The 23598-nt window shown below is 48.9% G+C and carries 21 protein-coding genes; 2 read left to right on the plus strand and 19 right to left on the minus strand.

What is annotated here, in order from left to right; translation table 11 throughout:
- Positions 1 to 49 precede the first annotated feature (49 nt).
- The 14 genes from D0C16_RS09610 to D0C16_RS09675 form a co-directional block, all read right to left on the minus strand.
- Positions 50 to 835 (minus strand): SDR family NAD(P)-dependent oxidoreductase, encoded by a 786-nt coding sequence (locus tag D0C16_RS09610; protein WP_151032136.1) that lies wholly within the window; start codon positions 833 to 835, stop codon positions 50 to 52.
- A gap of 73 nt (positions 836 to 908) precedes the next feature.
- A complete protein-coding gene (locus tag D0C16_RS09615) occupies positions 909 to 1619 on the minus strand; it encodes a FadR/GntR family transcriptional regulator (RefSeq protein WP_151032137.1) in 711 nt (236 codons plus the stop codon).
- Positions 1620 to 1839: 220 nt separating this feature from the next.
- Entirely contained in the window at positions 1840 to 2559 is a 720-nt protein-coding gene (phoU, locus tag D0C16_RS09620) for a phosphate signaling complex protein PhoU (RefSeq protein ID WP_151034870.1), read from the minus strand.
- A 21-nt stretch (positions 2560 to 2580) separates the two neighbouring features.
- Entirely contained in the window at positions 2581 to 3357 is a 777-nt protein-coding gene (pstB, locus tag D0C16_RS09625; RefSeq protein ID WP_151032139.1) for a phosphate ABC transporter ATP-binding protein PstB, read from the minus strand.
- Positions 3358 to 3444: 87 nt separating this feature from the next.
- Positions 3445 to 5133: a phosphate ABC transporter permease PstA gene (gene pstA / locus D0C16_RS09630; RefSeq protein ID WP_151032141.1), complete on the minus strand. Its 1689-nt coding sequence runs from the start codon at positions 5131 to 5133 to the stop codon at positions 3445 to 3447.
- Between the two features lie 29 nt (positions 5134 to 5162).
- Complete coding sequence (locus D0C16_RS09635; protein ID WP_151032143.1) at positions 5163 to 7454, minus strand: ABC transporter permease subunit; 2292 nt, start codon at positions 7452 to 7454, stop codon at positions 5163 to 5165.
- Positions 7455 to 7613: 159 nt separating this feature from the next.
- Positions 7614 to 8585: a PstS family phosphate ABC transporter substrate-binding protein gene (locus D0C16_RS09640; protein ID WP_151032144.1), complete on the minus strand. Its 972-nt coding sequence runs from the start codon at positions 8583 to 8585 to the stop codon at positions 7614 to 7616.
- A 192-nt stretch (positions 8586 to 8777) separates the two neighbouring features.
- The gene (locus tag D0C16_RS09645; protein ID WP_151032146.1) at positions 8778 to 9194 is read right to left on the minus strand and encodes a ClpXP protease specificity-enhancing factor; all 417 of its coding nucleotides are present in this window, start codon (positions 9192 to 9194) and stop codon (positions 8778 to 8780) included.
- A gap of 106 nt (positions 9195 to 9300) precedes the next feature.
- Positions 9301 to 11535 carry a ubiquinol-cytochrome c reductase gene (locus D0C16_RS09650; protein ID WP_151032148.1) on the minus strand — a complete coding sequence of 745 codons (2235 nt, stop codon included), beginning with the start codon at positions 11533 to 11535 and terminating at the stop codon, positions 9301 to 9303.
- A 1-nt stretch (position 11536) separates the two neighbouring features.
- Positions 11537 to 12136 carry a ubiquinol-cytochrome c reductase iron-sulfur subunit gene (petA, locus tag D0C16_RS09655; RefSeq protein WP_151032150.1) on the minus strand — a complete coding sequence of 200 codons (600 nt, stop codon included), beginning with the start codon at positions 12134 to 12136 and terminating at the stop codon, positions 11537 to 11539.
- Between the two features lie 285 nt (positions 12137 to 12421).
- Positions 12422 to 12811, minus strand: a complete 390-nt coding sequence (rpsI, locus tag D0C16_RS09660) for a 30S ribosomal protein S9 (protein ID WP_151032152.1) — start codon at positions 12809 to 12811, stop codon at positions 12422 to 12424.
- An 11-nt stretch (positions 12812 to 12822) separates the two neighbouring features.
- Positions 12823 to 13251 (minus strand): 50S ribosomal protein L13, encoded by a 429-nt coding sequence (gene rplM, locus D0C16_RS09665; RefSeq protein WP_151032154.1) that lies wholly within the window; start codon positions 13249 to 13251, stop codon positions 12823 to 12825.
- Positions 13252 to 13386: 135 nt separating this feature from the next.
- Positions 13387 to 14520 carry a cell division protein ZapE gene (zapE, locus tag D0C16_RS09670; RefSeq protein ID WP_151032156.1) on the minus strand — a complete coding sequence of 378 codons (1134 nt, stop codon included), beginning with the start codon at positions 14518 to 14520 and terminating at the stop codon, positions 13387 to 13389.
- 91 nt (positions 14521 to 14611) lie between these two features.
- On the minus strand, positions 14612 to 15274 hold the full coding sequence (locus D0C16_RS09675) for an alpha/beta hydrolase (RefSeq protein WP_151032158.1): 663 nt from the start codon (positions 15272 to 15274) through the stop codon (positions 14612 to 14614).
- A 139-nt stretch (positions 15275 to 15413) separates the two neighbouring features.
- Between D0C16_RS09675 and D0C16_RS09680 the strand changes: the two genes are divergently transcribed.
- Both D0C16_RS09680 and D0C16_RS09685 read left to right on the plus strand, forming a co-directional pair.
- Entirely contained in the window at positions 15414 to 15917 is a 504-nt protein-coding gene (locus tag D0C16_RS09680; protein WP_225318971.1) for a YhcB family protein, read from the plus strand.
- A gap of 113 nt (positions 15918 to 16030) precedes the next feature.
- Positions 16031 to 17158, plus strand: a complete 1128-nt coding sequence (locus D0C16_RS09685) for a trypsin-like peptidase domain-containing protein (RefSeq protein ID WP_151032160.1) — start codon at positions 16031 to 16033, stop codon at positions 17156 to 17158.
- 77 nt (positions 17159 to 17235) lie between these two features.
- On the opposite strand, the gene hisD is transcribed toward D0C16_RS09685, so the two are convergent.
- The 5 genes from hisD to D0C16_RS09710 form a co-directional block, all read right to left on the minus strand.
- A complete protein-coding gene (gene hisD / locus D0C16_RS09690) occupies positions 17236 to 18543 on the minus strand; it encodes a histidinol dehydrogenase (RefSeq protein ID WP_151032162.1) in 1308 nt (435 codons plus the stop codon).
- Between the two features lie 168 nt (positions 18544 to 18711).
- On the minus strand, positions 18712 to 19350 hold the full coding sequence (gene hisG, locus D0C16_RS09695; protein ID WP_151032164.1) for an ATP phosphoribosyltransferase: 639 nt from the start codon (positions 19348 to 19350) through the stop codon (positions 18712 to 18714).
- Between the two features lie 2 nt (positions 19351 to 19352).
- A complete protein-coding gene (murA, locus tag D0C16_RS09700) occupies positions 19353 to 20618 on the minus strand; it encodes a UDP-N-acetylglucosamine 1-carboxyvinyltransferase (RefSeq protein ID WP_151032166.1) in 1266 nt (421 codons plus the stop codon).
- 53 nt (positions 20619 to 20671) lie between these two features.
- The gene (locus tag D0C16_RS09705) at positions 20672 to 20926 is read right to left on the minus strand and encodes a BolA family protein (protein WP_151032168.1); all 255 of its coding nucleotides are present in this window, start codon (positions 20924 to 20926) and stop codon (positions 20672 to 20674) included.
- Between the two features lie 165 nt (positions 20927 to 21091).
- Complete coding sequence (locus D0C16_RS09710) at positions 21092 to 23449, minus strand: calcium-binding protein (protein WP_151032170.1); 2358 nt, start codon at positions 23447 to 23449, stop codon at positions 21092 to 21094.
- Positions 23450 to 23598 lie beyond the last annotated feature (149 nt).

The raw sequence follows: 23598 nt of genomic DNA on the forward strand, positions 1-23598 counted from the left end.
TGAATGCTTCCCGGGCATTACTTAATTCAATCTGCACTGTTGCTCGTGCTTATATCCTCCCACCATCGACAACAAATTCTTGCGAGGTGATCATGGCAGAATCATCGGCCGCTAAAAACAACGCAAGGCTGGCAACGTCCGGCGCCCCCAAGCGTTTTTTCAGGCAAACGCGCTTCATCAGTTCTGCTTCTTCTTCCTGTGTCAGCCATTTTTCCAATTGCTTGGGTGTTGCGACCCAGCCAGGCAAAATAGAATTCACTCGAATATTATCCACACCGTAATCAGTTGCCAGGGCTTTGGAAATTCCCAAAATACCGGCTTTGGCGGTGATGTAACTGGCCAAATTGGGCGGCCCAAACTGGACATTGATGGAACTGATATTAATGATCGAACCACCACCCAATTTTGCCATCATCGGCTGCACAGTTTGCGCGGCAAAAAAAGCCGGGTGCAAATTAATTGCCAAACCGCGATACCAATTGTCTTCTGTCATAGTGCGTGTGTCGTAACGCTGATCATTCGCCGCATTATTGACCAGCACGCTGATCTCGCCCAGATCTTCAGCCGCTTTCTCAATACTCTGTTTCAGCGCTGCTATATCGCTAACATCGCATGCCGCAAACCAGGGGCGCGAAAGACCTTTTTGCACCAGCTCATCGCATAGCGCCTCGGCGCCCGCTACATCGATATCGACAAACGCGACCTTCGCCCCCTGGGAGACAAAAGCCTCAACCAGTGCCGCGCCAATCCCCGTGGCTCCGCCAGTAATAAACACCGCACGCCCCTGCAGGCTGGCGTAGCGGGTGTATCCTTGATGGCTTGAATAACTTTGCATGTTCAATTCTCTCCGGGTTCTAACCCTTTGCTTACCGATTTTAGCTCAGGTAGAAAGCTCTGACCGTGGCAATCTATTTCGGTTTTACCAGAGAGACATTGATTAACTGCATAACTTCTTGCAGCAAGGTTTTGACCGCCTTGCTAGCGGCGTCCTGATCGCCCGCACAAATCGCATCATAGATACGCTTGTGATCATCATAATCGGCTGTCAGTACACCCTTTAACTGGTTGGTACTCGCGATACTTACTCGCAACGCAACCTGGATAAACTCGCGCAATTGGAAGAAAAAGCGATTATTGCTTGCAGCCAAAATTGCACAGTGAAACTCTATATCTGCCGCGAGTGGATCATCGTGCCCCTCATCTGCCTTTTTCATTCGCGCCAGCGCATCGCCAATCACTTTCAACTTGGCGGCATCCTTATAATTTTCTGCAGCCAGCGCCGCTGCTTCCGGCTCAATCGCCATGCGCAGCTGGGTGAACTCGCGCAACAGCTCTAGCGATGGCCGCGCATTCAAGGTCCAACCCAGAACATCTGCATCAAACATATTCCAATGAGTACTGGGCATGACCCGGATACCCTGCCGTGGCCGAGAGGCAATCAACCCCTTGGCTGTCAGCATCTTCACCGCCTCGCGGGTAACGCTGCGGCTAATGTTAAATTGTTGCGATAATTCCGCCTCTGTCGGGAAGGACTTATCAATCGCATATTGACCTTGGACTATCGCCGCACCCAATTGATGGGTTAACTGGTGAGTTAGGTTGCGCCCTGTATCCAGCATATTTATTTAGCCTATTTATATTATATATTTATGCGTTCCCCGGCAAGAGCCCTGTGTTGGATGGTTGCTTGAAGCTGTGCCTGAAGCAGGAAACGCTGTTGTGACCCCAGAAAAAACAAAACCCGCACCTGGTGCAGGCGCGGGTTATTTAACAAGAGGATCTGGCTTTAGTCACGCAAAACTTGCATGAAACCCCTTCTATCCATGAGGTGCCTAACGGTTACTCTTTGTTGGTCAGGTTATCGACTATCTCTTCCAGATTAGAGTGACGCACGTCCTCGCCGTTAACCAGGTAAATTACGTACTGGGCCAGATTGCGTGCGTGATCGCCAATACGCTCCAGCGCACGTAGCGACCAGATGATGTTCAACACGCGCGTAATACTGCGCGGATCTTCAATCATGAAAGTCACCAACTCGCGCATGGCGGTGCTGTATTCCATATCCACTTGCTTGTCCGTTTGCACTACGTTCAGCGCCAACTCCATATCCAGACGCGCAAATGCATCCAGTGCATCCTGCAGCATTTTCGACACGTGGCCACCGATATGACGCACCTCAATGTAACCGCGGGGTGCATGACCATCTTTATTCATGGCGATTGCCTGACGGGCAATTTTCGATGCTTCGTCACCGATGCGCTCCAAATCGGTAATCGCTTTGGTGACCGCAATGACCAGACGCAAGTCGCTCGCCGCTGGCTGGCGACGAGCGAGGATGCGCACGCATTCTTCATCAATCGTAATCTCCATGGAGTTTACTTTGGTATCAGCGCGCACCACTTGTTCGGCGCGTTCCAGATCCGCGTCAATCAACGCCTGGATCGCATCGTTCACTTGTCGCTGGGCCATGCCGCCCATTTCTGACAAATGGGTACGAATGGTTTCCAACTCAATATTGTATTGCTGCGAGATATGATGAGTGTGACTCGTAATATCCATAACCATGATGCGACCTCCGCATTAACCGTAACGGCCGGTGATGTAATCTTCAGTTTGTTTTTTGCTGGGATTGGTAAAGAGAGTATCGGTTAAATCGTGCTCAATTAAATCCCCCATGTACATAAACGCGGTGTAATCGGAAACGCGCGCTGCCTGTTGCATATTGTGCGTCACAATCACAATCGTGTACTGGTGCTTTAATTCGTTAATGAGTTCTTCAATTTTCAACGTAGAAATTGGATCGAGTGCCGATGCCGGCTCATCCAATAAAATCACTTCAGGTTCAATCGCAATTGCACGCGCGATCACCAAGCGCTGCTGTTGACCGCCTGACAAGCCAAAGGCGTTGTCGTGCAAGCGATCTTTTACCTCGTCCCAAAGCGCAGCACCACGCAATGATTTTTCGACTACTTCGTCTAATACACGCTTGGATTTCACACCTTGCAAGCGTAGACCATAGGCAACATTTTCGTAGATAGTTTTTGGGAATGGATTGGGTTTTTGGAACACCATTCCCACTTGGCGGCGCAACTCAGCCACATCGACCGCTTTGTCATAAATGTTAGCGCCTTCCAACAAAATTTCACCTTCAATGCGGCAGGCATCTACCAAATCGTTCATGCGATTAAAGCAGCGCAATAAAGTTGACTTACCACACCCGGAAGGGCCGATAAAGGCAGTCACTTTTTTCTCTGGAATTTTCATATTCACAGTGTTTAACGCGCGTTTCGGACCGTAGTACAAGTTGAGGTTTTTCACTTCAAGCTTAATAGGTTCTACCAGTGCTGTTGGGCTCATATTCGGGGCCTGTGTAAGACTCGGTTAAATTTTGATGAACAATATATTGCAAATAAATGACAAAATTATTACAAACCCACGTACCCATTAATCCGACGCACTGCGGTATTTTTCACGCAGGTTATTACGGATTTTGATGGCGGTAATATTCAGGGCAATAATCAACAACACCAGCGTTAATGAAGTGGCATATACCAATGGGCGCGCCGCTTCTACGTTAGGGCTTTGGAAGCCCACATCATAAATGTGGAAGCCGAGGTGCATAATTTTTTGATCCAGGTGCAAGTAAGGGTAATTGCCATCTACCGGCAAGGCGGGAGCTAACTTAACAACCCCCACCAACATTAATGGTGCAACCTCACCTGCCGCGCGAGCAATTGCCAGAATCAAACCCGTCATCATCGCGGGTGTTGCTAGCGGCACAACCACTTTCCAAAGGGTTTCCGCTTTGGTAGCGCCCAGCGCAAGACTGCCCTGGCGAATCGTGCTGGGAATACGCGACAATCCCTCTTCTGTCGATACAATCACAATCGGCAAGGTTAACAATGCAAGCGTTAACGACGCCCAAAATAAACCGGGAGTACCAAAGGTTGGCGATGGCAAAGACTCGGTATAAAACAATTCATCGATGTTGCCACCGAGCGTATAGACAAAGAATCCCAAACCAAATACTCCGTACACAATCGAAGGAACACCGGCGAGGTTATACACAGAGATACGAATAATTTTTAAGAAAGTGCCCTGTTTGGCGTATTCACGCAGATAAATCGCCGCCAGCACACCAAATGGCGTAACCATAATAGACATCACGATTACCATCGTGAGGGTGCCGAAAATTGCCGGGAAGATACCGCCTTCAGTATTTGCCTCGCGCGGCTCGGCTGTCATAAATTCCCAGAAGCGCTCCACGTACTGACCTGACTTGGCAATCACACCCATATCATTCGGGCGAGTAACGCGCACTATATGATCGAACGCAATCACAACTTCTTTGTTGTCTGCGGTGCGCGCAATTAATTTGTCACGTGTTGCCTGCGTAAGGATTTCATCGCGCTCTTTTTTTATCACTTCGTATTCTGCTTCCAGCGCCGCGCGACGCTCAGCCAATTCTGCATCAGCATTGGCCAATTGCGTACCAGCGACACCATCCAATTCCAACCGGCGGCGCTCCAGACGCAACTCGTCCATTTGATTGTTGATACGACCAATATCCACTTTTTCAATGCGATGGATCTTGTCATGCAATTCCAATGCACGACCGAGCCGCTGATCCAGTTGCTGCCAAAAATCAGCGCTGCTTAATTCACTAACAACATGGTCCTGCTCTTTAATGGCCACAGGATAACCGTAAAAATTACCCCACTCACGACGCTCAATCGCAATCGCATCTTTGGGGTATTCCCACTTATCCATCCCTGTATCGAGGAACCAGGCAAAGTCGCGGCCGTTGACATCGCGATTACCCATTTTTAATAAATGGCGAGTGATTAACTCAACCTCAGGTGCAACTGTGTAGCCGCCATCACGTGCTACCGCCGCAGAAATAATTTCATCGCGCACGGCTTCACCCATCACGACATGACGCTCGCCGTCGCGGTCAACAATCGACGTTTGCAAAATATCCGCCGGCCAGAAGTGACCAAAACCACGCACCGCAATCAAACCCAGCAGGCCCAACACCATCAACATACAAATGGCAACTGCACCGCCGTTTAGCCAAATCCAGGGCGAGCCACTGCTGAACCAGGACGTTTTTCGTTTCAATAAATTTTTCATTACAGGCTTCCGAAAAAAATCATCTGAAATTACAGATTGCTATAGCGTTGACGCAAACGCTGACGAATAACTTCTGCCAAGGTGTTCACTACGAACGTCAGTGCAAGTAACACCAGTGCCGCCAGGAACAGCACCCGGAAATGCGTACTACCTACTGCAGTTTCAGGCAATTCCACCGCGATGTTTGCCGATAGCGTACGCATACCTTCGAAGATATTGAAATTCACCACTGGGCTATTACCAGTTGCCATCAGCACAATCATGGTTTCACCCACTGCCCGACCAAACCCCATCATCACTGCGGAAAAAATACCTGGACTTGCGGTTGGCAACACTACTCCCACCATCGTCTGCCAAGGCGTTGCGCCTAAAGCGAGCGAACCTTGTGTGAGATGACGCGGTACACTGAACACGGCATCTTCAGCGATAGAAAAAATACTTGGAATAACTGCAAAGCCCATGATAATTCCCACCACCAACGCGTTGCGCTGATCGTAATTTATTCCGGCATCGGTAAACCATTGACGCATGCTGCCATTAAAAAACCAGACTTCCGTTAATGGACTGACCGTAACGCAGGCCCACACAGTGGCAACAATTGGTAACAACACAATTACCGCCTCCCAACCTTCCGGCATTTTGTTGCGGACAGATTCAGGGCACTTACTCCACGCAAATCCGGTTACCAACATAGTGACTGGCAACAATATTAATATGCTGAAAATTGCGGGTAGATGATTTTCAATAAAAGGCGCGAGCCACAATCCTGCAAGGAAACCGAGAATTACTGTCGGCAGCGCCGCCATAATTTCAATGGTCGGTTTTACAATGCCGCGCAATTTCGGAGTCATAAAATAAGCGGTGTAAATTGCGCCCATCACACCCAGCGGAACCGCAAATAAAATCGCGAAGAAAGCGGCTTTTAAGGTACCTAACGAAAGCGGGACAAAACTCATCTTGGCTTCGAAGTTGTCGCTACCTGAAGAAGCCTGCCAAATATATTCCGGCGCATCGCGACCTTCGTACCACACTTTTTGCCAGAGCGAGCTGAAAGATACTTCCGGGTGTTTGTTCCAAACATCGAGTAGTGACAAATTTTTGCTGTTATCAATTAGCAAAGCGCGGTTGTTTATTGGTGATACGGCAATTTTGTTAATGGGTTTGTCGCCCATGGACTCAACTAACAAGGTGCGCTGCGACGTGCCGAAATAAATACCGATATTGCCTTTAACATCGCCGGCCCAAAAACCGCGACGCGCAAACTCCGGGGCAAACCCGGTAATTGCACCTGGCAGAGAATCAAAATCGCGCACATGGGTTACGTGATATTCATTGTGTTGGTCGCGCACTAAAAACCATTGACTTACGTGGCCTTCGCTAGTGCCCACAGCCAGCGAACCCGTGCCTACCAGAAATTGCATGGCGGTGATTTTTCCGTGAGGAATAACCACGGCTTCTTTGCGCTCTGCCGCAGAAGGGCTAACAATTTTGTACAAAATAATTTGCGCTTTATCGGTTGCAACAACCAGATGTTGTGCCCCCTCATCGATTTGCATGTGCGTACCGGTCGCGCCTTGTGGCAAAGGTGGTAAAGTAAAAATTTCCTGCTCGAGGTTTACCGCACCGGTAATTAAATTGCGACTGCTGCTAAATACACCGAGTATTAACCTATTATCGGCCGTCAAGGCTCCAATTAACGTACCACTGGAGGTCTCCTGAATCGCTAATACGCTTAAAGCACTGCCCTTCTCATCCAATTGAATTGGCTGATCGCCTAGTGGAAATTCAATGCTAGGAGTAATTTGACGTTTGTCGTTTGGGTAGCTGAGTTCATATTCTGTTTTCGCGACAGCAACCTGACCATTGTTATAGCCGTAAGCTACCAGACCATGATCAGCCGTACTGGTTGCCAGCGCCGAAAATTCGCTGCGTTCCGATTTTGGCATTTGAGCAGACAGCAGGGTTTTACCGTCATCCACGGTGAAGAAACTAATAGCGCCACTGCGTTTAAAGTTGCCACCAATTTCTTCATAGCGCTCCAGGGTCAGGAATTCTGTTTCATCTTCCGGCGCTTGATGAAGGGCCTCAGGTGTATAAGTTTTGACTACCTCTACCGATGCCCCACGAAACAGGGGTGCGATCTCAGAGAAAAGGTAGAAAAATATCAACCCCAATGAAAAAACAACCGCCATGCCGGCGGTCATCACTCCATAACGGGATAAGCCATCCTTAAATTTGCGTAGGCGACGCAGGCGGTTGCGCTGTTCGAGTGTCGGCATCAAGCTGACGGTTTCTTTTACCAAGGGAATGGGTTCGGACATGGTCTGCTCACCTGATTAAACTTCTGGCACGAGAATCCTAACAATCAAAAATGACACTTTTGTTACAAAACCCGATTTGATTGTCATTTTTCTGTAACACAAATCACTAGGACGAAAAAAAGCCGCCCATCGGGGCGGCCTTTAACATCAGCAAATTAGTTATTTTTGCAGATCAGCCAGCGCTTTGGTGGTCATGGTCGACGGCAGCGGGATATAACCATCACGCACTACAGTTTCCTGACCTTGCTTGGAGAGAACCATCTTCAAAAACTCGAGCTGCAGAGCATCCAGCTTGCGATTTGGGTGCTTATTGATGTAAACATACAACACGCGCGCCAGAGGATAGGTGCCATCCAATGCGTGAGTTGCATCAGGCGTTATGAATGGTTGTCCATCTTTCTTGGAGAGTGGCAACGCACGCACGCCAGAAGTGATGTAACCAATACCTGAGTAACCAATACCGTTGATCGACTCTGATACACCCTGCACTACCGAAGCAGAACCTGGTTGCTCATTGATAGTTGCTTTGAAGTCACCTTTACACAGGGCTTCATCCTTAAAGTAACCGTAGGTACCCGATACTGCGTTACGGCTGTAGATGGTGAAATCGCGGTTCGCCCATGCACCCTCAAGACCTACCTCACCCCAACGGGTGATATCTTTAGCTTCGCCGCACTTGCGGGTAGCAGAGAAAATGGCATCCACTTGTTGCAGCGACAAACCTTTTACCGGGTTGTCCTTGTTTACATAGACTGCTAAAACATCGATCGCCACAGGCACAGCAGTTGGCTTGTAACCGTATTTTGCTTCGAAAGCCTGAACTTCTTCAGCTTTCATTTCACGGCTCATTGGGCCGAAGTTAGCAGTACCTTCGATCAACGCTGGTGGCGCAGTTGAAGAACCAGCACCTTGAATCTGGATGTTTACATTCGGGTACAGCTTTTTGAAATCTTCTGCCCAAAGGGTCATCAAGTTGTTCAGTGTGTCTGAACCAATTGAGTTAACGTTGCCGGAAACCCCTGTTGCCACCTTGTATTCCGGCAACTTTGGATCAACGGCAGCCTGCAGTGCAGCAGTGCAAACCATAGAGCCGGCCAATACCAGCCCCTTGATAATGTTCTTGGCGTTCATAGAGCGCTCCGTTAGTCATTGCGTAGATTGGTTAGATGGCAAGGTTGCCTTACCACTGAGCGCTACTCTAACGAGCGAATATGACAGTAATGTGACCAACGAATGTTTTTGTCACAAATATGTCGCACAAGCGTCACAAACCTGCACCTAAAGCAACAACACCAGCCGCAGCTGGTGTTGTTGAGTCTAGTTTTATTTCACAACCCTGAGTCCGGGCCGTTTCGCCCCATCCCCTATTGACTTAACCGGTGGTGTAGGTGGGGTAGGAGGCGGCACCGGCGGCTGGGGATGTGCCTCCGCCTCAAACATCATCCCCTGGCCATTTTCACGGGCATAGATACCCAGAACGGCGCCTGTGGGGATATACAGATTATTCACCACACCACTAAAACGAGCATTAAAGGAAACCGCCGTATTATCCATAAAAAAATCTTTCACTGCAGTGGGTGATATATTCAAGATGATCTGACCATCTTTGTTGACATGCTGCTGGGGTACCTGGGTTCCTTGCACATGGGCATCCACCAAAATATGAGGGGTGCAATTATTGTCCAATATCCATTCGTAGATGGCGCGCAAAAAGTAAGGGCGACTGGAAGACATGGACATAAAATTTTCCTTGAAAGTAAACAACATCATCAAGTTACAGGGATTCAACAATAGACTCAAACAAAAAGGGCGACTTGCGTCGCCCTTTTTGTTTGTTGCAGATCTATCAGTGAATTTCTCGCCAGAACTCACGGTTCAGGAAGTATACAAAGATAAATAAAATTACCAGAAAGCCCAAGACATAGTATCCAATGCCCTGACGCTTTACAGCGATTGGCTCAGCCACATACTCCAGGAAGTTAACAAGGTCATACACCGCCTCATCAAACTCAGCTTGAGACATAGAACCCTTAACTTTACCTTCTTTGAGCGCACCGCAATGCTCATCGATTTCCACCTGACCAACATCGTTGCGCAACGCGCCACCGTGATGATTCAGTTTTGGGCCGGCACCGCATTCAAGCAAGCCTTGCGGGCCGATTAACACGTGCGGCATACCCACATTAGGAAATACACGGTTGTTAACACCCCATGGGCGGGTTTCATCTTTGTAGAAGTTACGCAAATAGGTATAAATCCACTCAGGTGAGCGTGCACGCGCAACCAAAGTCAAATCCGGAGGAACCACACCAAACCAAATTTTGGCTTGCTGGGGCTTCATAGCAATCTCCATCAATTGACCGATACGTTGATCGCCGAAAATCAGGTTTTGCTCCATCACATCATGGGGAATACCCAAGTCATCAGCTACACGCTCAAAACGGGAATATTTCAGTGAATGGCAACCCATACAGTAGTTCGTGAAATATTTGGCGCCACGCTGCAATGAATCCTTGTCATTCAGGTCAGCCTCCATGTAATCACAAGGAATCGCACCGCAATTGAAAGCACCTTCAGATGCCACCGCTTTGATAGGTACGACCGCCAGAATCACAAACAGGATAAAGCCAGCAGCAACCAACAAGCCCGGCAATCCTTTGGCCTGAACACGAGTCGGCTCAACCAAATCTTTATCACGCGCCGCCAACAAGGGCAGAACCGCGAAGATAGCCGCTAGCAGGAAGCAGAACCCAATCAGCAGCGCAGGTACATCACCACCGATATAAACAGCACCCATCCAGGCAAAGATCACCGCAAAAGCACCACTCAACACCCACGAGGTTTTGGATTTGGCTTTTTCTGCACTCGTAGTTGTCCAAACCGGCATAGTTACGAAATATGCAAAGTAGAACGCTGTGGCAATTTGCGATAGCAGGGTTCTACCTTCCGTTGGAGCCTTAACACCCAAATACCCGAGAACAACGAACATGGAGGCAAATGCAATCAGCGCAATACGTGGAATATGTCCGCGATAGCGCATAGATTTGACCTTGCTGCGATCCAACCAGGGCAATACGAACAGAATAGCGATTGCCGCTGCCATAGCCACAAAGCCTAAGAACTTGGCGGTCAATACCATTGGGCCGAGTTCGATTTGCATGGTCACTGCGCGCAGTACCGCATAGAAAGGAGTGAAGTACCATACCGGTGCGATATGTGTTGGTGTCTTCAGGTTGTTAGCTTCTTCGAAGTTGGCGTATTCAAGGAAGAAACCGCCCATCTCCGGCATAAAGAACATTATGAAACAGAAGGCAAACAGGAATACTGTGATCCCCACCAAATCGTGCACTGTATAGAACGGATGGAAAGGAACGCCATCGCGCGGAATGCCATTCTCATCTTTGTTCTTTTTGATCTCAACACCATCAGGGTTGTTTGAACCCACTTCGTGCAGCGCCAAAATGTGCATCATTACCAAAGCTAACAATACAATTGGCAACGCCACTACGTGCAGGGCGAAGAAGCGGTTCAAGGTAATACCGGAAATCAGGTAATCACCACGAATCCACTGCACCAAATCTTCCCCAATACCGGGAATAGCACCGAATAGCGAAACAATTACCTGTGCACCCCAGTAGGACATCTGCCCCCAAGGCAATACATAACCCATAAAGGCTTCTGCCATGAGCACCAGATAGATGGTCATACCGAAGATCCACACCAGTTCACGTGGAGCCTTATAAGAACCGTACATCATGCCGCGGAACATATGCAGATAAACAACGATGAAGAATGCAGAAGCGCCGGTAGAGTGCATGTAACGCAGTAACCAACCGAAATCCACATCGCGCATAATGTATTCAACAGACGCGAAAGCACCTTCTGCTGAAGGGTTGTAGCTCATGGTCAACCAGATACCGGTAACCAATTGGTTAACCAATACCAGCAGCGAAAGCACACCAAAGAAATACCAGAAGTTAAAGTTCTTGGGTGCGTAGTATTTACCCATATGGGTATCCCAGGCACGTTGTACCGGAAGACGCTTATCAACCCATTGCCACAATCCAACTAACCAATTCATCTTAAGCCCCTTGATCTTCGCCAATCACAACTACAGCATCACTCTCATAACGATGAGGAGGAACTTCCAGGTTCAGTGGAGCAGGAACGCCGATGTAAACGCGGCCTGCCAAATCGTATTTCGAACCATGACATGGGCAGAAGAAGCCACCCTGCCATTTCTCACCACCCAGGTCCGCCGCGTGTACATCCGGACGATACATAGGTGCACAACCCAAATGGGTACAAACGCCCAACAGGATCGCAAACTCTTTATTGATGGCACGCTCTGGATTTTTTGCATACTCAGGTTGCTGAGGCTCTTCCGAGTTTGCGTCGAGCAATACTCCCAACTCCTCTACCTTTTTCAGGCTATCCAGTGCGGCTTGGGTACGACGCACCACAAACACCGGTTTACCGCGCCACTCAACGGTGACCATAGCGCCCGGCTCTACCTTGCTAAGGTTGTATTTCACAGGAGCACCTGCAGCTTTCGCCTTGGCACTCGGGTTCCAGGAACCTACAAACGGCACTGCTGCACCAACCACACCAACCGCACCCACTGCACAAGTGGCTCCGATTAATACACGACGGCGCGTCTTATTTACTGCGTCATTACTCATGACGAATTTCTCCCCTAACAGCTAACGGCTAGCAAATCGCCTAAATCGCGCTGCGACTGTGCAAAGATTCTGCAACCAAGTCCGACGACAAAGGATTATTGGGTGACTCAAGAAAAGGCGGGCAATCTTAATGAATTCACACACGGCTTACAAGAATAACCACACACAAACAGTGGGTTATTGGCCCGCAATTTTAGACGTAAAAAAACGCCCAAGCCAGAAAAGACTTGGGCGTTTTTTTGATGATCATCAAGCAGCAGGCACAAAACCCACCGCAAGAAATCATTAACGCTTGGAGAATTGTGGCTTTTTACGCGCTTTACGCAAGCCAACTTTCTTACGCTCAACCTCACGAGAATCGCGGGTTACGTAACCAGCTTTACGCAGATCGCCACGCAGGCTCTCATCGTACTCCATCAGAGCGCGAGTCAAACCGTGACGAATAGCGCCAGCTTGACCAAAGCTACCGCCACCAGAGACAGTAACATTTACGTCAAATTTTTCTACCAGACCAACCAGCTCGAGCGGCTGACGAACAACCATGCGCGCTACCGGACGACCAAAGTATTCGTCCAGAGGACGATCATTTACAGTAATAGTGCCAGTACCGGCAGTGATGAACACACGTGCGGTAGAGGTCTTGCGACGGCCTGTGCCGTAAAATTGTGCAGACATGTCGACTCCCCTTAGATGCTCAGTTCTTTAGGCTGTTGAGCAGCATGCGGATGCTCATTACCTGCATAAACTTTCAGTTTCTTGAACATAGCGCGACCCAGCGGGCCTTTTGGCAGCATGCCTTTAACGGCGATCTGGATAGTGCGCTCTGGAGCTTTTTCCATCAACTTTTCGAAGGTAGTAGATTTGATACCGCCAACGAAGTTGGTGTGATGGTAGTAAACCTTGTCAGTAGCTTTACGGCCAGTAACACGCACTTGCGACGCGTTGATAACAACGATGTAATCACCGGTATCAACGTGTGGAGTGAATTCTGGCTTGTGCTTGCCACGCAGACGCGAGGCGATTTCCGCAGATAAACGGCCGAGAGTTTTACCCGCCGCATCCACGATGAACCAGTCATGTACGACAGATTCAGGTTTGGCAATATAGGTCTTCATGTTATTCCTGCCTAAATTGGATGTGGAACTGATTTAAATGAATCAAACACCCCTGAAATCAGGGAGGCGGCATACTACACATACGACGAGTAGATTTCAACCAGAATATAGGTTCGGCATCCGCAAGGCGATCGACTATTCGGGGCGATGCGGCCGCGTCAGGTATTCGTGGCTCTGCATTTCTAGCAACCGGCTCACAGTACGTTGAAACTCAAAATCCAACTTGCCGGTAGAATACAGCTCCGCTAGCGGGAGCTCCGCGGATATAACCAACTTAACCTGGCGATCATAAAATTCATCCACAAGGTTTACAAAGCGGCGAGCCTGATCATCCTTTGCCCGCCCCAAGCCTGGGACATTACTCAAAATAACCGTGTGATACTCGCGCGCCAGCTCGATGTAATCGTTCTGCGAGCGAGGGCCATCGCAGAGATCAACAAAATCAAACCAGATAATCCCCTCGGAGATATAACGGGACTGAATCATCCGCCCCTCAACTTCCACCTCTAACTGCTCACGCACCTCGGCGCCAGCTTGCACCAGGCTTTTAAAACTGCACATTAAGCTTTCGTCAGCGGCATCATCTAGTGGATGATGGTATAACTCCGCCTGTTCCAGCGCACGCAAACGATAATCCACACCACCATCTACATTCACCACTAGCGTATGTTTGTTCAGTAAATCAATGGCAGGCAGGAAGCGCGCACGCTGCAGCCCATCTTTGTACAAGCCATCAGGGACAATATTAGACGTAGCCACCAGCGTAACACCACGCGCAAACAGCTCTTCCATCAAGGTGCCAAGAATCATGGCATCGGTAATATCCGATACAAAAAACTCATCAAAACAAATCACCCTCGCCTCAGCCGCAATAGTATCGGCCACCAGTTTGAGTGGATTCTTTTTACCATCAAGCTTTTTCAACTCCGCATGAACCCGGCGCATAAAGCGATGGAAATGTGCGCGCAGCTTCTGCTCAAATGGCAAACTCTCAAAAAAATTATCCATCAGGTAGGTTTTACCGCGCCCTACCCCACCCCAAAAATACAACCCACGCACCAATTCCCTTGATGAATCACCACTAAAACGCTTAAAAAAGTTACCGAACAGACTCTGTTGTTGCTCGGCCCGCCACGCTGAAACCAACTGCTCATACAAATGCTGCAAATGCTTAACCGCAGCCTCCTGGGCCGGATCATGGCGAAAGTCGGGACGCAGCAAATCGCGCCCATAGCGCGCAAGCGGAGAATTTGAATCTGGTGTTGTCATGGGATTAGCTGAATTTAACATCAAGAGAGAAGATTAAAGTGCAGCAGCCACTTTAACGGCTGCATCGAGGAATGACCACGGCAATTTCAGATTATAAGCGCAATTGCTGTTGCAGGATTTGTGTGAGATCCGTCTTTAACGCCGTTAAATAGCCGTGAAAAAAATGCCCGGCATCAGGGTAGCGCAATAATTTTACCTCGCCCTGCAAACTCGCAACCCAGTCATATACGCCTTGGGCGATAACTCGCTCATCCTGATCTCCCTGAATAACACAGGTCGCACTGGAAAATTGATTGTCGCGCGAGTAGGGATAACGCTCTACCGGTGGCGCCACCAGGGTTAAATGGCGCAACCCGGCAACCTCGTAACTAACCTGGGCCGCGATCGAGGAACCAAATGAAAACCCTGCGAGTAGCACACCTGCGTCCGGTAGCATCTGCCGACACCAACTAATAATTGCTCGCAAGTCATCCTGCTCGCCAATAGCATTATCAAAAACACCATCGCTTTTACCTACGCCGCGAAAATTAAAACGCAACACATGAATGCCAAGATCGCGATAAGTGCGCATCAAGGTTGTCACCACTTTGTTGTCCATGGTTCCGCCATGCACCGGGTGCGGATGACAAACGACCACTAACCAGTGATGGCTGGCAAACATGCCTGCCTCATCCCCCTGATGAAGGACAGCCTGCAACTGACCAACTGGCCCAGGGATTATTAACAACTCTTCTTTTGCAAACGGAAATTGCATGATTTACCTCAAATTTCGTTACTCAGACGAAAGCCCGATAATTTTTGCCCATTTTAATGAGAAAATGGACTTATAATAGGTCTATGCGTGTTCTTGATCGCATATGATCATAAACACACTCGTTGATGAGGAGATTCCTGTGTATTCATTCAGTGCGCTAGTTATTACCGGATTCATTTGTTTATTGATGGGTGGCGCTGTGGGCGCTGCCGTACTGTACGTTTTTCGCGCTCAATTATTAGGCCGCGATTTAGAACAACGCCTGCATGAAGCAGAAAACTCACTACAAGGTTATCAGCGCGATGTTGCTGAGCATTTCGCCCAAACCTCGCAACTGGTAAACAACCTCACCCAAGCTTATCGTGAAGTGCATGAGCATCTCGCGAGCGGTGCGTTGAAATTGGCCACACCCGCCATCAGCCGCCAAATTATCGACTCCGCCAACACTAACCTGAGTGGCGATACAAAAGCCTATATCAATGAACAACGGATTGAGCCACCACGCGACTGGGCACCTAAAACCCCTGGCACTAAAGGCACACTGAGCGAAGATTACGATCTGCGCGAAGACCAGCATCACAGCCGCATGCCAACGGAGTCCGCCGATGATTTTGATTTTGATGGCAAGGCCAACCGCTATTAACATTTTCTCAACAATAGCCATTTCTGCGCACAGGACGTCGACTGGAATTAAGTAACCCCGCGCTCGCGGGGTTTTTGTTGCACACCAAAAACAAATCGACGGAGAACACAGTAATGCACTTTCAACGCTTGCTAAACTTTATCGGCTGGCCGGTTATTGCAGGTGTAATTATCGCGTTACTAGCACTACTTTTATTTCCCCAATTACGCGGCGACATACAAACCCCGACCAACAGCAATTCCTCTAGCAACCTGGGCACCGGTGTTGTGTCCTATGCCGATGCGGTAAATCGTGCCGCACCGGCGGTGGTAAATATCTACACGGAAAAGCGCGTAATACAGCGCTACCAAAACCTGTACAACAATCCTTTTTTTCGCCAGCTCTACAACAACTCAAACGTCCCACAACAAGAGCGGATGGAAAAAACCCTGGGATCAGGCGTGATTGTTGATAACAACGGATTAATTCTCACCAACAACCACGTCATTAACGGCGCCGATCGAATTTTCGTGCTTCTGTATGATGGCCGATTTACTGCCGCCGAATTAGTAGGTATTGATAAAGCCAACGATCTGGCGGTGTTGCGCATACAGCTCGACAAAATCAGCGCTATCAATCTTGGCAATTCCGACAACATTCGCGTGGGCGATGTCGTGCTGGCAATCGGCAATCCTTTTGGTGTTGGCCAAAGCGTCAGCCAGGGAATTGTAAGTGCCACCGGTCGCTGGAATCTTGGCATTAACAGTGCCGAAAATTTTATTCAAACCGATGCCGCTATTAACCCTGGAAATTCGGGTGGTGCACTGATAGACGCCTACGGCAATCTGATCGGTATAAATACCGCCATGCTGGATGAAACAGGCGCATCATTTGGAATCAGCTTTGCGGTGCCCGTCGATAAGGCAATGAACTCACTCAAGCAAATTGTAGAGTTTGGTGGAGTAAGACGCGGCTGGCTGGGCATTGGCGTAACAGAAACTTCCGCCGAGCTGGTGCAGAAACTAGGTGCTGTAGGCTTACTGGTTAGCGAAATTGAACCCGATAGCCCCGCTGCAAAAGCGGGTTTTAAAGTGAACGACTACATCACCCATATTGATAACATACCACTCATTGACAAGCGCTCAGTTAACAATTCGCTCTTCAATATTCAGCCTAACGCCGAAGTAACCTTCAGAGTGCTGCGCGATGGAAAGTCCATTGAGATTAAAGCCGTTGCAGCCTTCCCTCCTACCAAGACCTGATTAGCCCATTCAATAATTAAGAACTAAAAAACGGGTGCAAATGCACCCGTTTTTTTATCACAACACATCATCAATTGTTATTCAATGATGCGATATTCTGCGGAGCGCGCATGCGCTTCTAGTTGTTCACCACGCGCCAATACCGACGCGGTTTTCGATAAAGTCGATGCTCCCGCTGGCGAACACATAATTACCGAGCTGCGCTTTTGAAAATCGTAAACACCCAAGGGAGACGAAAAGCGCGCAGTACCTGAAGTGGGTAAAACGTGATTTGGCCCAGCACAGTAATCTCCCAACGCTTCTGGGGTATGGCGTCCCATGAAAATAGCGCCCGCGTGACGAATTTGCGGCAGAATCTCTTCCGGATCTGCAACTGACAATTCCAGGTGCTCGGGTGCGATGCGATTGCTAATCGCAACTGCTTGCTGCATGTCCGCCACTTTAATTAAGGCACCGCGATTTTTTAAAGAAACACTAGCAATGTCTTTGCGTGCGAGTGTGGGTAATAATTTTTTAATCGATGCCTCAACTTTATTCAAATACTCCGCATCAGGGCACAACAAAATAGCTTGGGCTTGCTCATCATGCTCAGCCTGACTAAACAGATCCATCGCAATCCAATCCGGATCAGTTAAACCATCGCATACCACTAAAATTTCTGACGGCCCGGCGATCATATCAATCGCTACCTGCCCAAATACCGCACGCTTGGCAGTCGCCACATAAATATTGCCCGGTCCCACAATCTTATCGACTTTGGCAATTGATTCAGTTCCAAAAGCCAACGCTGCAACGGCTTGCGCACCGCCGATGGTAATTACGCGATCAACACCAGCAACCGCGGCAGCAGCCAATACGATTGGACTAATTTCACCATCCGGTGCCGGCACCACCATAGTTAACTCATCCACTCCAGCCACTTTTGCGGGAATCGCATTCATTAAAACAGAGGATGGGTAAGACGCTTTACCGCCGGGCACATAAAGCCCGACACGTTCCATCGCGGAAATTTGCTGCCCCAACACAGTGCCATCGGCCTCTGTGTATTGCCAGGAGGATTGCAATTGATGCTTGTGGTAACTGCGAATGCGTTCTGCTGCCACTTCCAAGGCAGTACGTTGCTCCGCCGTGATTTGTTGCAGTGCCGCGTGCAATTGCGCTGGCGGCACCACGAGATCATTCAAAGATTGTGCGCTACGACGATCAAACTTATTGGTGTATTCCACCACAGCCGCATCGCCACGGGCTTTTACTTGATGCAGAATTTCTTCTACCACACTGGCCACACGGGTATCGCTCACTGATTCCCAAGCCAACAATTCATCCAGACGCTGATTAAAATCTCCCTGGCTTGCATCCAATCGTGTGATAACAGATTCAGACATAAAAATCTCGTTGCTGTAACAAAGGTAAAAAGGGAAAACACTGAATAACGGTGAATTAGTCGAAACTTATGATGCTTACCGGCGCCTGCAATAGCTCATTAAACTATTTAATTGCAATCATAGCTTGTTTGCCTCGCAAAGATTGCAAGCGCCGGCATTGCGAAGAATTTATTCTGCAGAAGTTATTGCACCCGCGACGCAATCAATAATCGCCTGAATTTGGACATGCTTCATTTTCATCGAGGCTTTATTCACTATGAGTCGCGAACTGATATCAGCGATAAACTCGCGTGGCTCAAGGCCGTTTGCACGCAGGGTGTTGCCGGTATCCACAATATCCACAATTTCGTCAGCCAAATTCATAATCGGCGCCAACTCCATTGCACCATAAAGTTTGATTACATCGATTTGGCGACCCTGAGCAGCGTAATATTGTTTAGCGACATTGACGTACTTGGTTGCAACGCGAATACGGCCCGGGGGTGTTAGCTGCCCTTTAACGCCCGCGGTCATTAGTCTGCAACGCGCGATATTCAGGTCGAGAGGTTCATACAAACCATCTGCACCATTTTCCATCAGCGTATCTTTGCCCGAAATCCCCATATCCGCCGCGCCAAATTGCACGTAAGTAGGCACATCAGCGCCGCGCAATAACAAAAAGCGCACATTAGGTTGAGTGGTTTCAAAAACCAGCTTACGGCTTTTTTCCATGTCTTCGAGCGGACGAATATCCGCTGCCGCCAGCAGCGGCAGGGTTTCATCCAGAATACGCCCTTTGGTCAGGGCGATAGTCAGCGTCTGACTCATGCTCAGGAACCTTTTACTCGGCGCACGCTGGCGCCCAAACTTTGGAATTTTTCTTCAATCGCTTCGTAACCGCGATCAATGTGGTAAATGCGGTCAATCAGGGTCTCGCCGTCAGCTACCAACCCGGCAATCACCAAACTCGCCGACGCACGCAGATCCGACGCCATCACCGGCGCTGCCTTCAATCGCTCAACACCTGTGACAATCGCGGTGTTGTGCTCCAGCTCGATATGTGCCCCCATACGATTCAATTCAGCCACTTGCACCAGACGATTTTCAAAAATCGTTTCAGTGATATGACTGACACCTTCGGCAACGGCATTCATCGCCATAAATTGCGATTGCATGTCGGTAGGGAATGCCGGGTAAGGCGCGGTGCGCAGGCTGACCGCTTTCGGGCGCTGACCATGCATATCCAAGGTAATCCAGTCGCCGCCGCTCGCAATGTCTGCGCCAGCTTCCTGCAACTTCAAAATTACCGCTTCCAGAATATCCGCGCGGGTATTGATCAGTTTGATTTTGCCACGTGTAGCGGCCGCAGCAACCAAATAAGTACCGGTTTCGATACGATCCGGCATTACCGCGTAATCGCAGCCGTGCAGGGATTCAACGCCTTGAATCGTTAAGGTCGAGGTTCCAATACCCTCGATCTTTGCACCCATGGCCGCCAGCATATTGGCGAGATCGACAATCTCCGGCTCGCGCGCGGCGTTTTCCAACACGGTTTTTCCATCGGCCAATACCGCTGCCATCAACAGGTTTTCGGTACCGCCAACCGTCACCACATCCATTAGGAAATGGCAGCCTTTCAAGCGGCCATGGGAGCGGGCGCGAATATAACCGCCGTCGATTTCAATACTGGCACCCATAGCTTCAAGGCCGCGGAGGTGGATATCCACAGGACGCGACCCAATCGCACACCCCCCCGGAAAAGACACATTGGCTTCGCCGTAACGCGCCAACAGTGGGCCGAGCACCAGAATCGAGGCCCGCATGGTTTTCACCAGCTCGTAAGGTGCGGTGTAGGAGTTGATGGTATTCGGGTCAACGATCACCACGTGATCACCTTGAATTTCAATCGTCAACCCGAGGGTTTGCAACAAGGTGACCATGGTGGTCATATCTTTCAAGTGCGGGACATTCGTCAGACGCACTTTGGATTGGGCAAGAATCGTCGCCGCCAGCAGTGGTAAACCGGCATTTTTGGAACCGGAAACACGAATTTCACCGGAAAGCGGACCGCCGCCTGTAATTAAAAACTTATCCATTACTAACCTGAAAACTGAAAATTGTAAAAACGGGACTGGCTCGCGCCGACGAATTACTGCTGCTGTTGCTGCTGTTGCCACTGCTCAGGGGTAAAGGACTTAATGTAATCCACCGCATGGATGCTACGATCAGCGAATTGGGCACTCAGGGTGGAGAGCACCAGCTGCTGCTTTTTGACCGGCGTCAAACCCGCAAACGCCGGGCTGACGATAACAAGACCAATATGATCGCCCTGCACTTCGACAGATTTCACATCACAATCAGGAATTTGGCTCTCAATTAGCGCTTTGATTTGTTCGGCTTGCATAGTTGTATCCGGTAGAAATAAATAAGGCGCGAAGTTTACCGGAACTGCTGGCAACTAGCACCCCAAAAACCGGTTTTACCCAAAATCCCACCCACCCCAAAAACAAAACCCCAGCCGTTAGGCCGGGGTTCAAAATGGATATTAGTCCTCGGTAATACTAGCGCATCAAGACATCACTGCCAAAACAGGATACTGGTGATCATTTTCGCCAACACGACTCAAGCTACTAACACCAACTGCCGGAGCAAATGCCGCCATAGCGCTAACCAATTGATTAATTTGGCTATTCGTTATGATATCCGCCCCTATTTCAATCTGATCCAACTGATAAGATTGGTTGGAATACCAGTTATAAACGGAAACTTGATCAGCTGAACCAACCCTAGCAACAAGCACGTCATTACCAAGCCGTGAGAACAACAAATCCTGCAAACCATTTCCATCAAAACGCGCGATATCAACACTGGATGCATCAGCATCGTAATTAGAAATACTGTCCTGACCGCCACCGTAACCGAAGAGGTAAGTATCATTACCCGCACCACCACTCAGATTATCATTACCCGTTCCGCCATCCAGAACATCGTTGCCGGCATCGCCGTAGACGTTATCATTACCTGCACCACCAGCAACGAAGTCATCGCCGTTGCCGCCCGCAACATAATCATTATCTGAACCGCCATTGAGGTTGTCATTGCCATCTTCACCATAAAGGTTGTCAGCACCAAAACCACCCTCAAGTACATCATTCCCTGCACGGCCATATAAATAATCATTGCCGCCCAAGCCACTCAGAACATTATTGCCAGCATCACCGTATAAATTATCAGCCCCTTCTGTGGCCGTCGCCGCCAATGCCTGAAGCGCAGCGTAATCCCACACAGTACCATCAGCGAATACCAGATGATTTAATGCATAACCTCCCGCACCATCGTTATAAAAATGATTACCAACAGTCACCTTGTCACCGGTACTAGTCAAGGTAACGATCAAATCATTGTAGTTACGGGTAACTCTTACATCTGTCGTAGCAACCGCATCCGAGAAGCGCAATACATCAACTCGACCAGCGCCGGTATCGTAGTTAGAAATACTGTCCTGACCGCCACCGTAACCGAAGAGGTAAGTATCATTACCCGCACCACCACTCAGATTATCATTACCCGTTCCGCCATCCAGAACATCGTTGCCGGCATCGCCGTAGACGTTATCATTACCTGCACCACCAGCAACGAAGTCATCGCCGTTGCCGCCCGCAACATAATCATTATCTGAACCGCCATTGAGGTTGTCATTGCCATCTTCACCATAAAGGTTGTCAGCACCAAAACCACCCTCAAGTACATCATTCCCTGCACGGCCATATAAATAATCATTGCCGCCCAAGCCACTCAGAACATTATTGCCAGCATCACCGTATAAATTATCAGCCCCTTCTGTGGCCGTCGCCGCCAATGCCTGAAGCGCAGCGTAATCCCACACAGTACCATCAGCGAATACCAGATGATTTAATGCATAACCTCCCGCACCATCGTTATAAAAATGATTACCAACAGTCACCTTGTCGCCGGTACTAGTCAAGGTAACGATCAGATCATTGTAGTTACGGGTAACTCTTACATCTGTCGTAGCAACCGCATCCGCGAAGCGCAATACATCAACTCGACCAGCGCCGGTATCGTAGTTAGAAATACTGTCCTGACCGCCACCGTAACCGAAGAGGTAAGTATCATTACCCGCACCACCACTCAGATTATCATTACCCGTTCCGCCATCCAGAACATCGTTGCCGGCATCGCCGTAGACGTTATCATTACCTGCACCACCAGCAACGAAGTCATCGCCGTTGCCGCCCGCAACATAATCATTATCTGAACCGCCATTGAGGTTGTCATTGCCATCTTCACCATAAAGGTTGTCAGCACCAAAACCACCCTCAAGTACATCATTCCCTGCACGGCCATATAAATAATCATTGCCGCCCAAGCCACTCAGAACATTATTGCCAGCATCACCGTATAAATTATCAGCCCCTTCTGTGGCCGTCGCCGCCAATGCCTGAAGCGCAGCGTAATCCCACACAGTACCATCAGCGAATACCAGATGATTTAATGCATAACCTCCCGCACCATCGTTATAAAAATGATTACCAACAGTCACCTTGTCGCCGGTACTAGTCAAGGTAACGATCAGATCATTGTAGTTACGGGTAACTCTTACATCTGTCGTAGCAACCGCATCCGCGAAGCGCAATACATCAACTCGACCAGCGCCGGTATCGTAGTTAGAAATACTGTCCTGACCGCCACCGTAACCGAAGAGGTAAGTATCATTACCCGCACCACCACTCAGAATATCATTACCCGTTCCGCCATCCAGAACATCGTTGCCGGCATCGCCGTAGACACTATCGTTGCCGCTTGCACCTGAAATAACATCATCTCCCGCCTTACCGTATATCAAATCACCGACGTCAGTACCAACAATGATATTTGCATTTTGGTCGCCATTTATTGTTGCCATTTATAAAACTCCTTTGTCACTTTTTAAGATAAAATAAATAACAAAATTTATGTGGCGCAAAACAGAACACTACCACACAAAAAATTTCCTTTGTTAAAAGGCACAATGAATATACTTGAATTGGTTTTAATAAAAAATGACAGATAGTT

The organism is Cellvibrio sp. KY-GH-1, assembly GCF_008806975.1.
GTDB lineage: Bacteria > Pseudomonadota > Gammaproteobacteria > Pseudomonadales > Cellvibrionaceae > Cellvibrio.

Coding starts and splice junctions, on each gene's coding strand:
- D0C16_RS09610 (WP_151032136.1), bottom strand. CDS start 835: ATGCAAAGTTATTCAAGCCATCAAGGATACACCCGCTACGCCAGCCTG.
- D0C16_RS09685 (WP_151032160.1), top strand. CDS start 16,031: ATGCACTTTCAACGCTTGCTAAACTTTATCGGCTGGCCGGTTATTGCA.
- petA (WP_151032150.1), bottom strand. CDS start 12,136: ATGAGTAATGACGCAGTAAATAAGACGCGCCGTCGTGTATTAATCGGA.
- pstA (WP_151032141.1), bottom strand. CDS start 5,133: ATGAAAAATTTATTGAAACGAAAAACGTCCTGGTTCAGCAGTGGCTCG.
- pstB (WP_151032139.1), bottom strand. CDS start 3,357: ATGAGCCCAACAGCACTGGTAGAACCTATTAAGCTTGAAGTGAAAAAC.
- D0C16_RS09710 (WP_151032170.1), bottom strand. CDS start 23,449: ATGGCAACAATAAATGGCGACCAAAATGCAAATATCATTGTTGGTACT.
- murA (WP_151032166.1), bottom strand. CDS start 20,618: ATGGATAAGTTTTTAATTACAGGCGGCGGTCCGCTTTCCGGTGAAATT.
- D0C16_RS09635 (WP_151032143.1), bottom strand. CDS start 7,454: ATGTCCGAACCCATTCCCTTGGTAAAAGAAACCGTCAGCTTGATGCCG.
- D0C16_RS09675 (WP_151032158.1), bottom strand. CDS start 15,274: ATGCAATTTCCGTTTGCAAAAGAAGAGTTGTTAATAATCCCTGGGCCA.
- zapE (WP_151032156.1), bottom strand. CDS start 14,520: ATGACAACACCAGATTCAAATTCTCCGCTTGCGCGCTATGGGCGCGAT.
- D0C16_RS09615 (WP_151032137.1), bottom strand. CDS start 1,619: ATGCTGGATACAGGGCGCAACCTAACTCACCAGTTAACCCATCAATTG.
- rplM (WP_151032154.1), bottom strand. CDS start 13,251: ATGAAGACCTATATTGCCAAACCTGAATCTGTCGTACATGACTGGTTC.
- hisG (WP_151032164.1), bottom strand. CDS start 19,350: ATGAGTCAGACGCTGACTATCGCCCTGACCAAAGGGCGTATTCTGGAT.
- hisD (WP_151032162.1), bottom strand. CDS start 18,543: ATGTCTGAATCTGTTATCACACGATTGGATGCAAGCCAGGGAGATTTT.
- D0C16_RS09650 (WP_151032148.1), bottom strand. CDS start 11,535: ATGAATTGGTTAGTTGGATTGTGGCAATGGGTTGATAAGCGTCTTCCG.
- D0C16_RS09645 (WP_151032146.1), bottom strand. CDS start 9,194: ATGTCCATGTCTTCCAGTCGCCCTTACTTTTTGCGCGCCATCTACGAA.
- phoU (WP_151034870.1), bottom strand. CDS start 2,559: ATGGATATTACGAGTCACACTCATCATATCTCGCAGCAATACAATATT.
- D0C16_RS09640 (WP_151032144.1), bottom strand. CDS start 8,585: ATGAACGCCAAGAACATTATCAAGGGGCTGGTATTGGCCGGCTCTATG.
- D0C16_RS09705 (WP_151032168.1), bottom strand. CDS start 20,926: ATGCAAGCCGAACAAATCAAAGCGCTAATTGAGAGCCAAATTCCTGAT.
- rpsI (WP_151032152.1), bottom strand. CDS start 12,811: ATGTCTGCACAATTTTACGGCACAGGCCGTCGCAAGACCTCTACCGCA.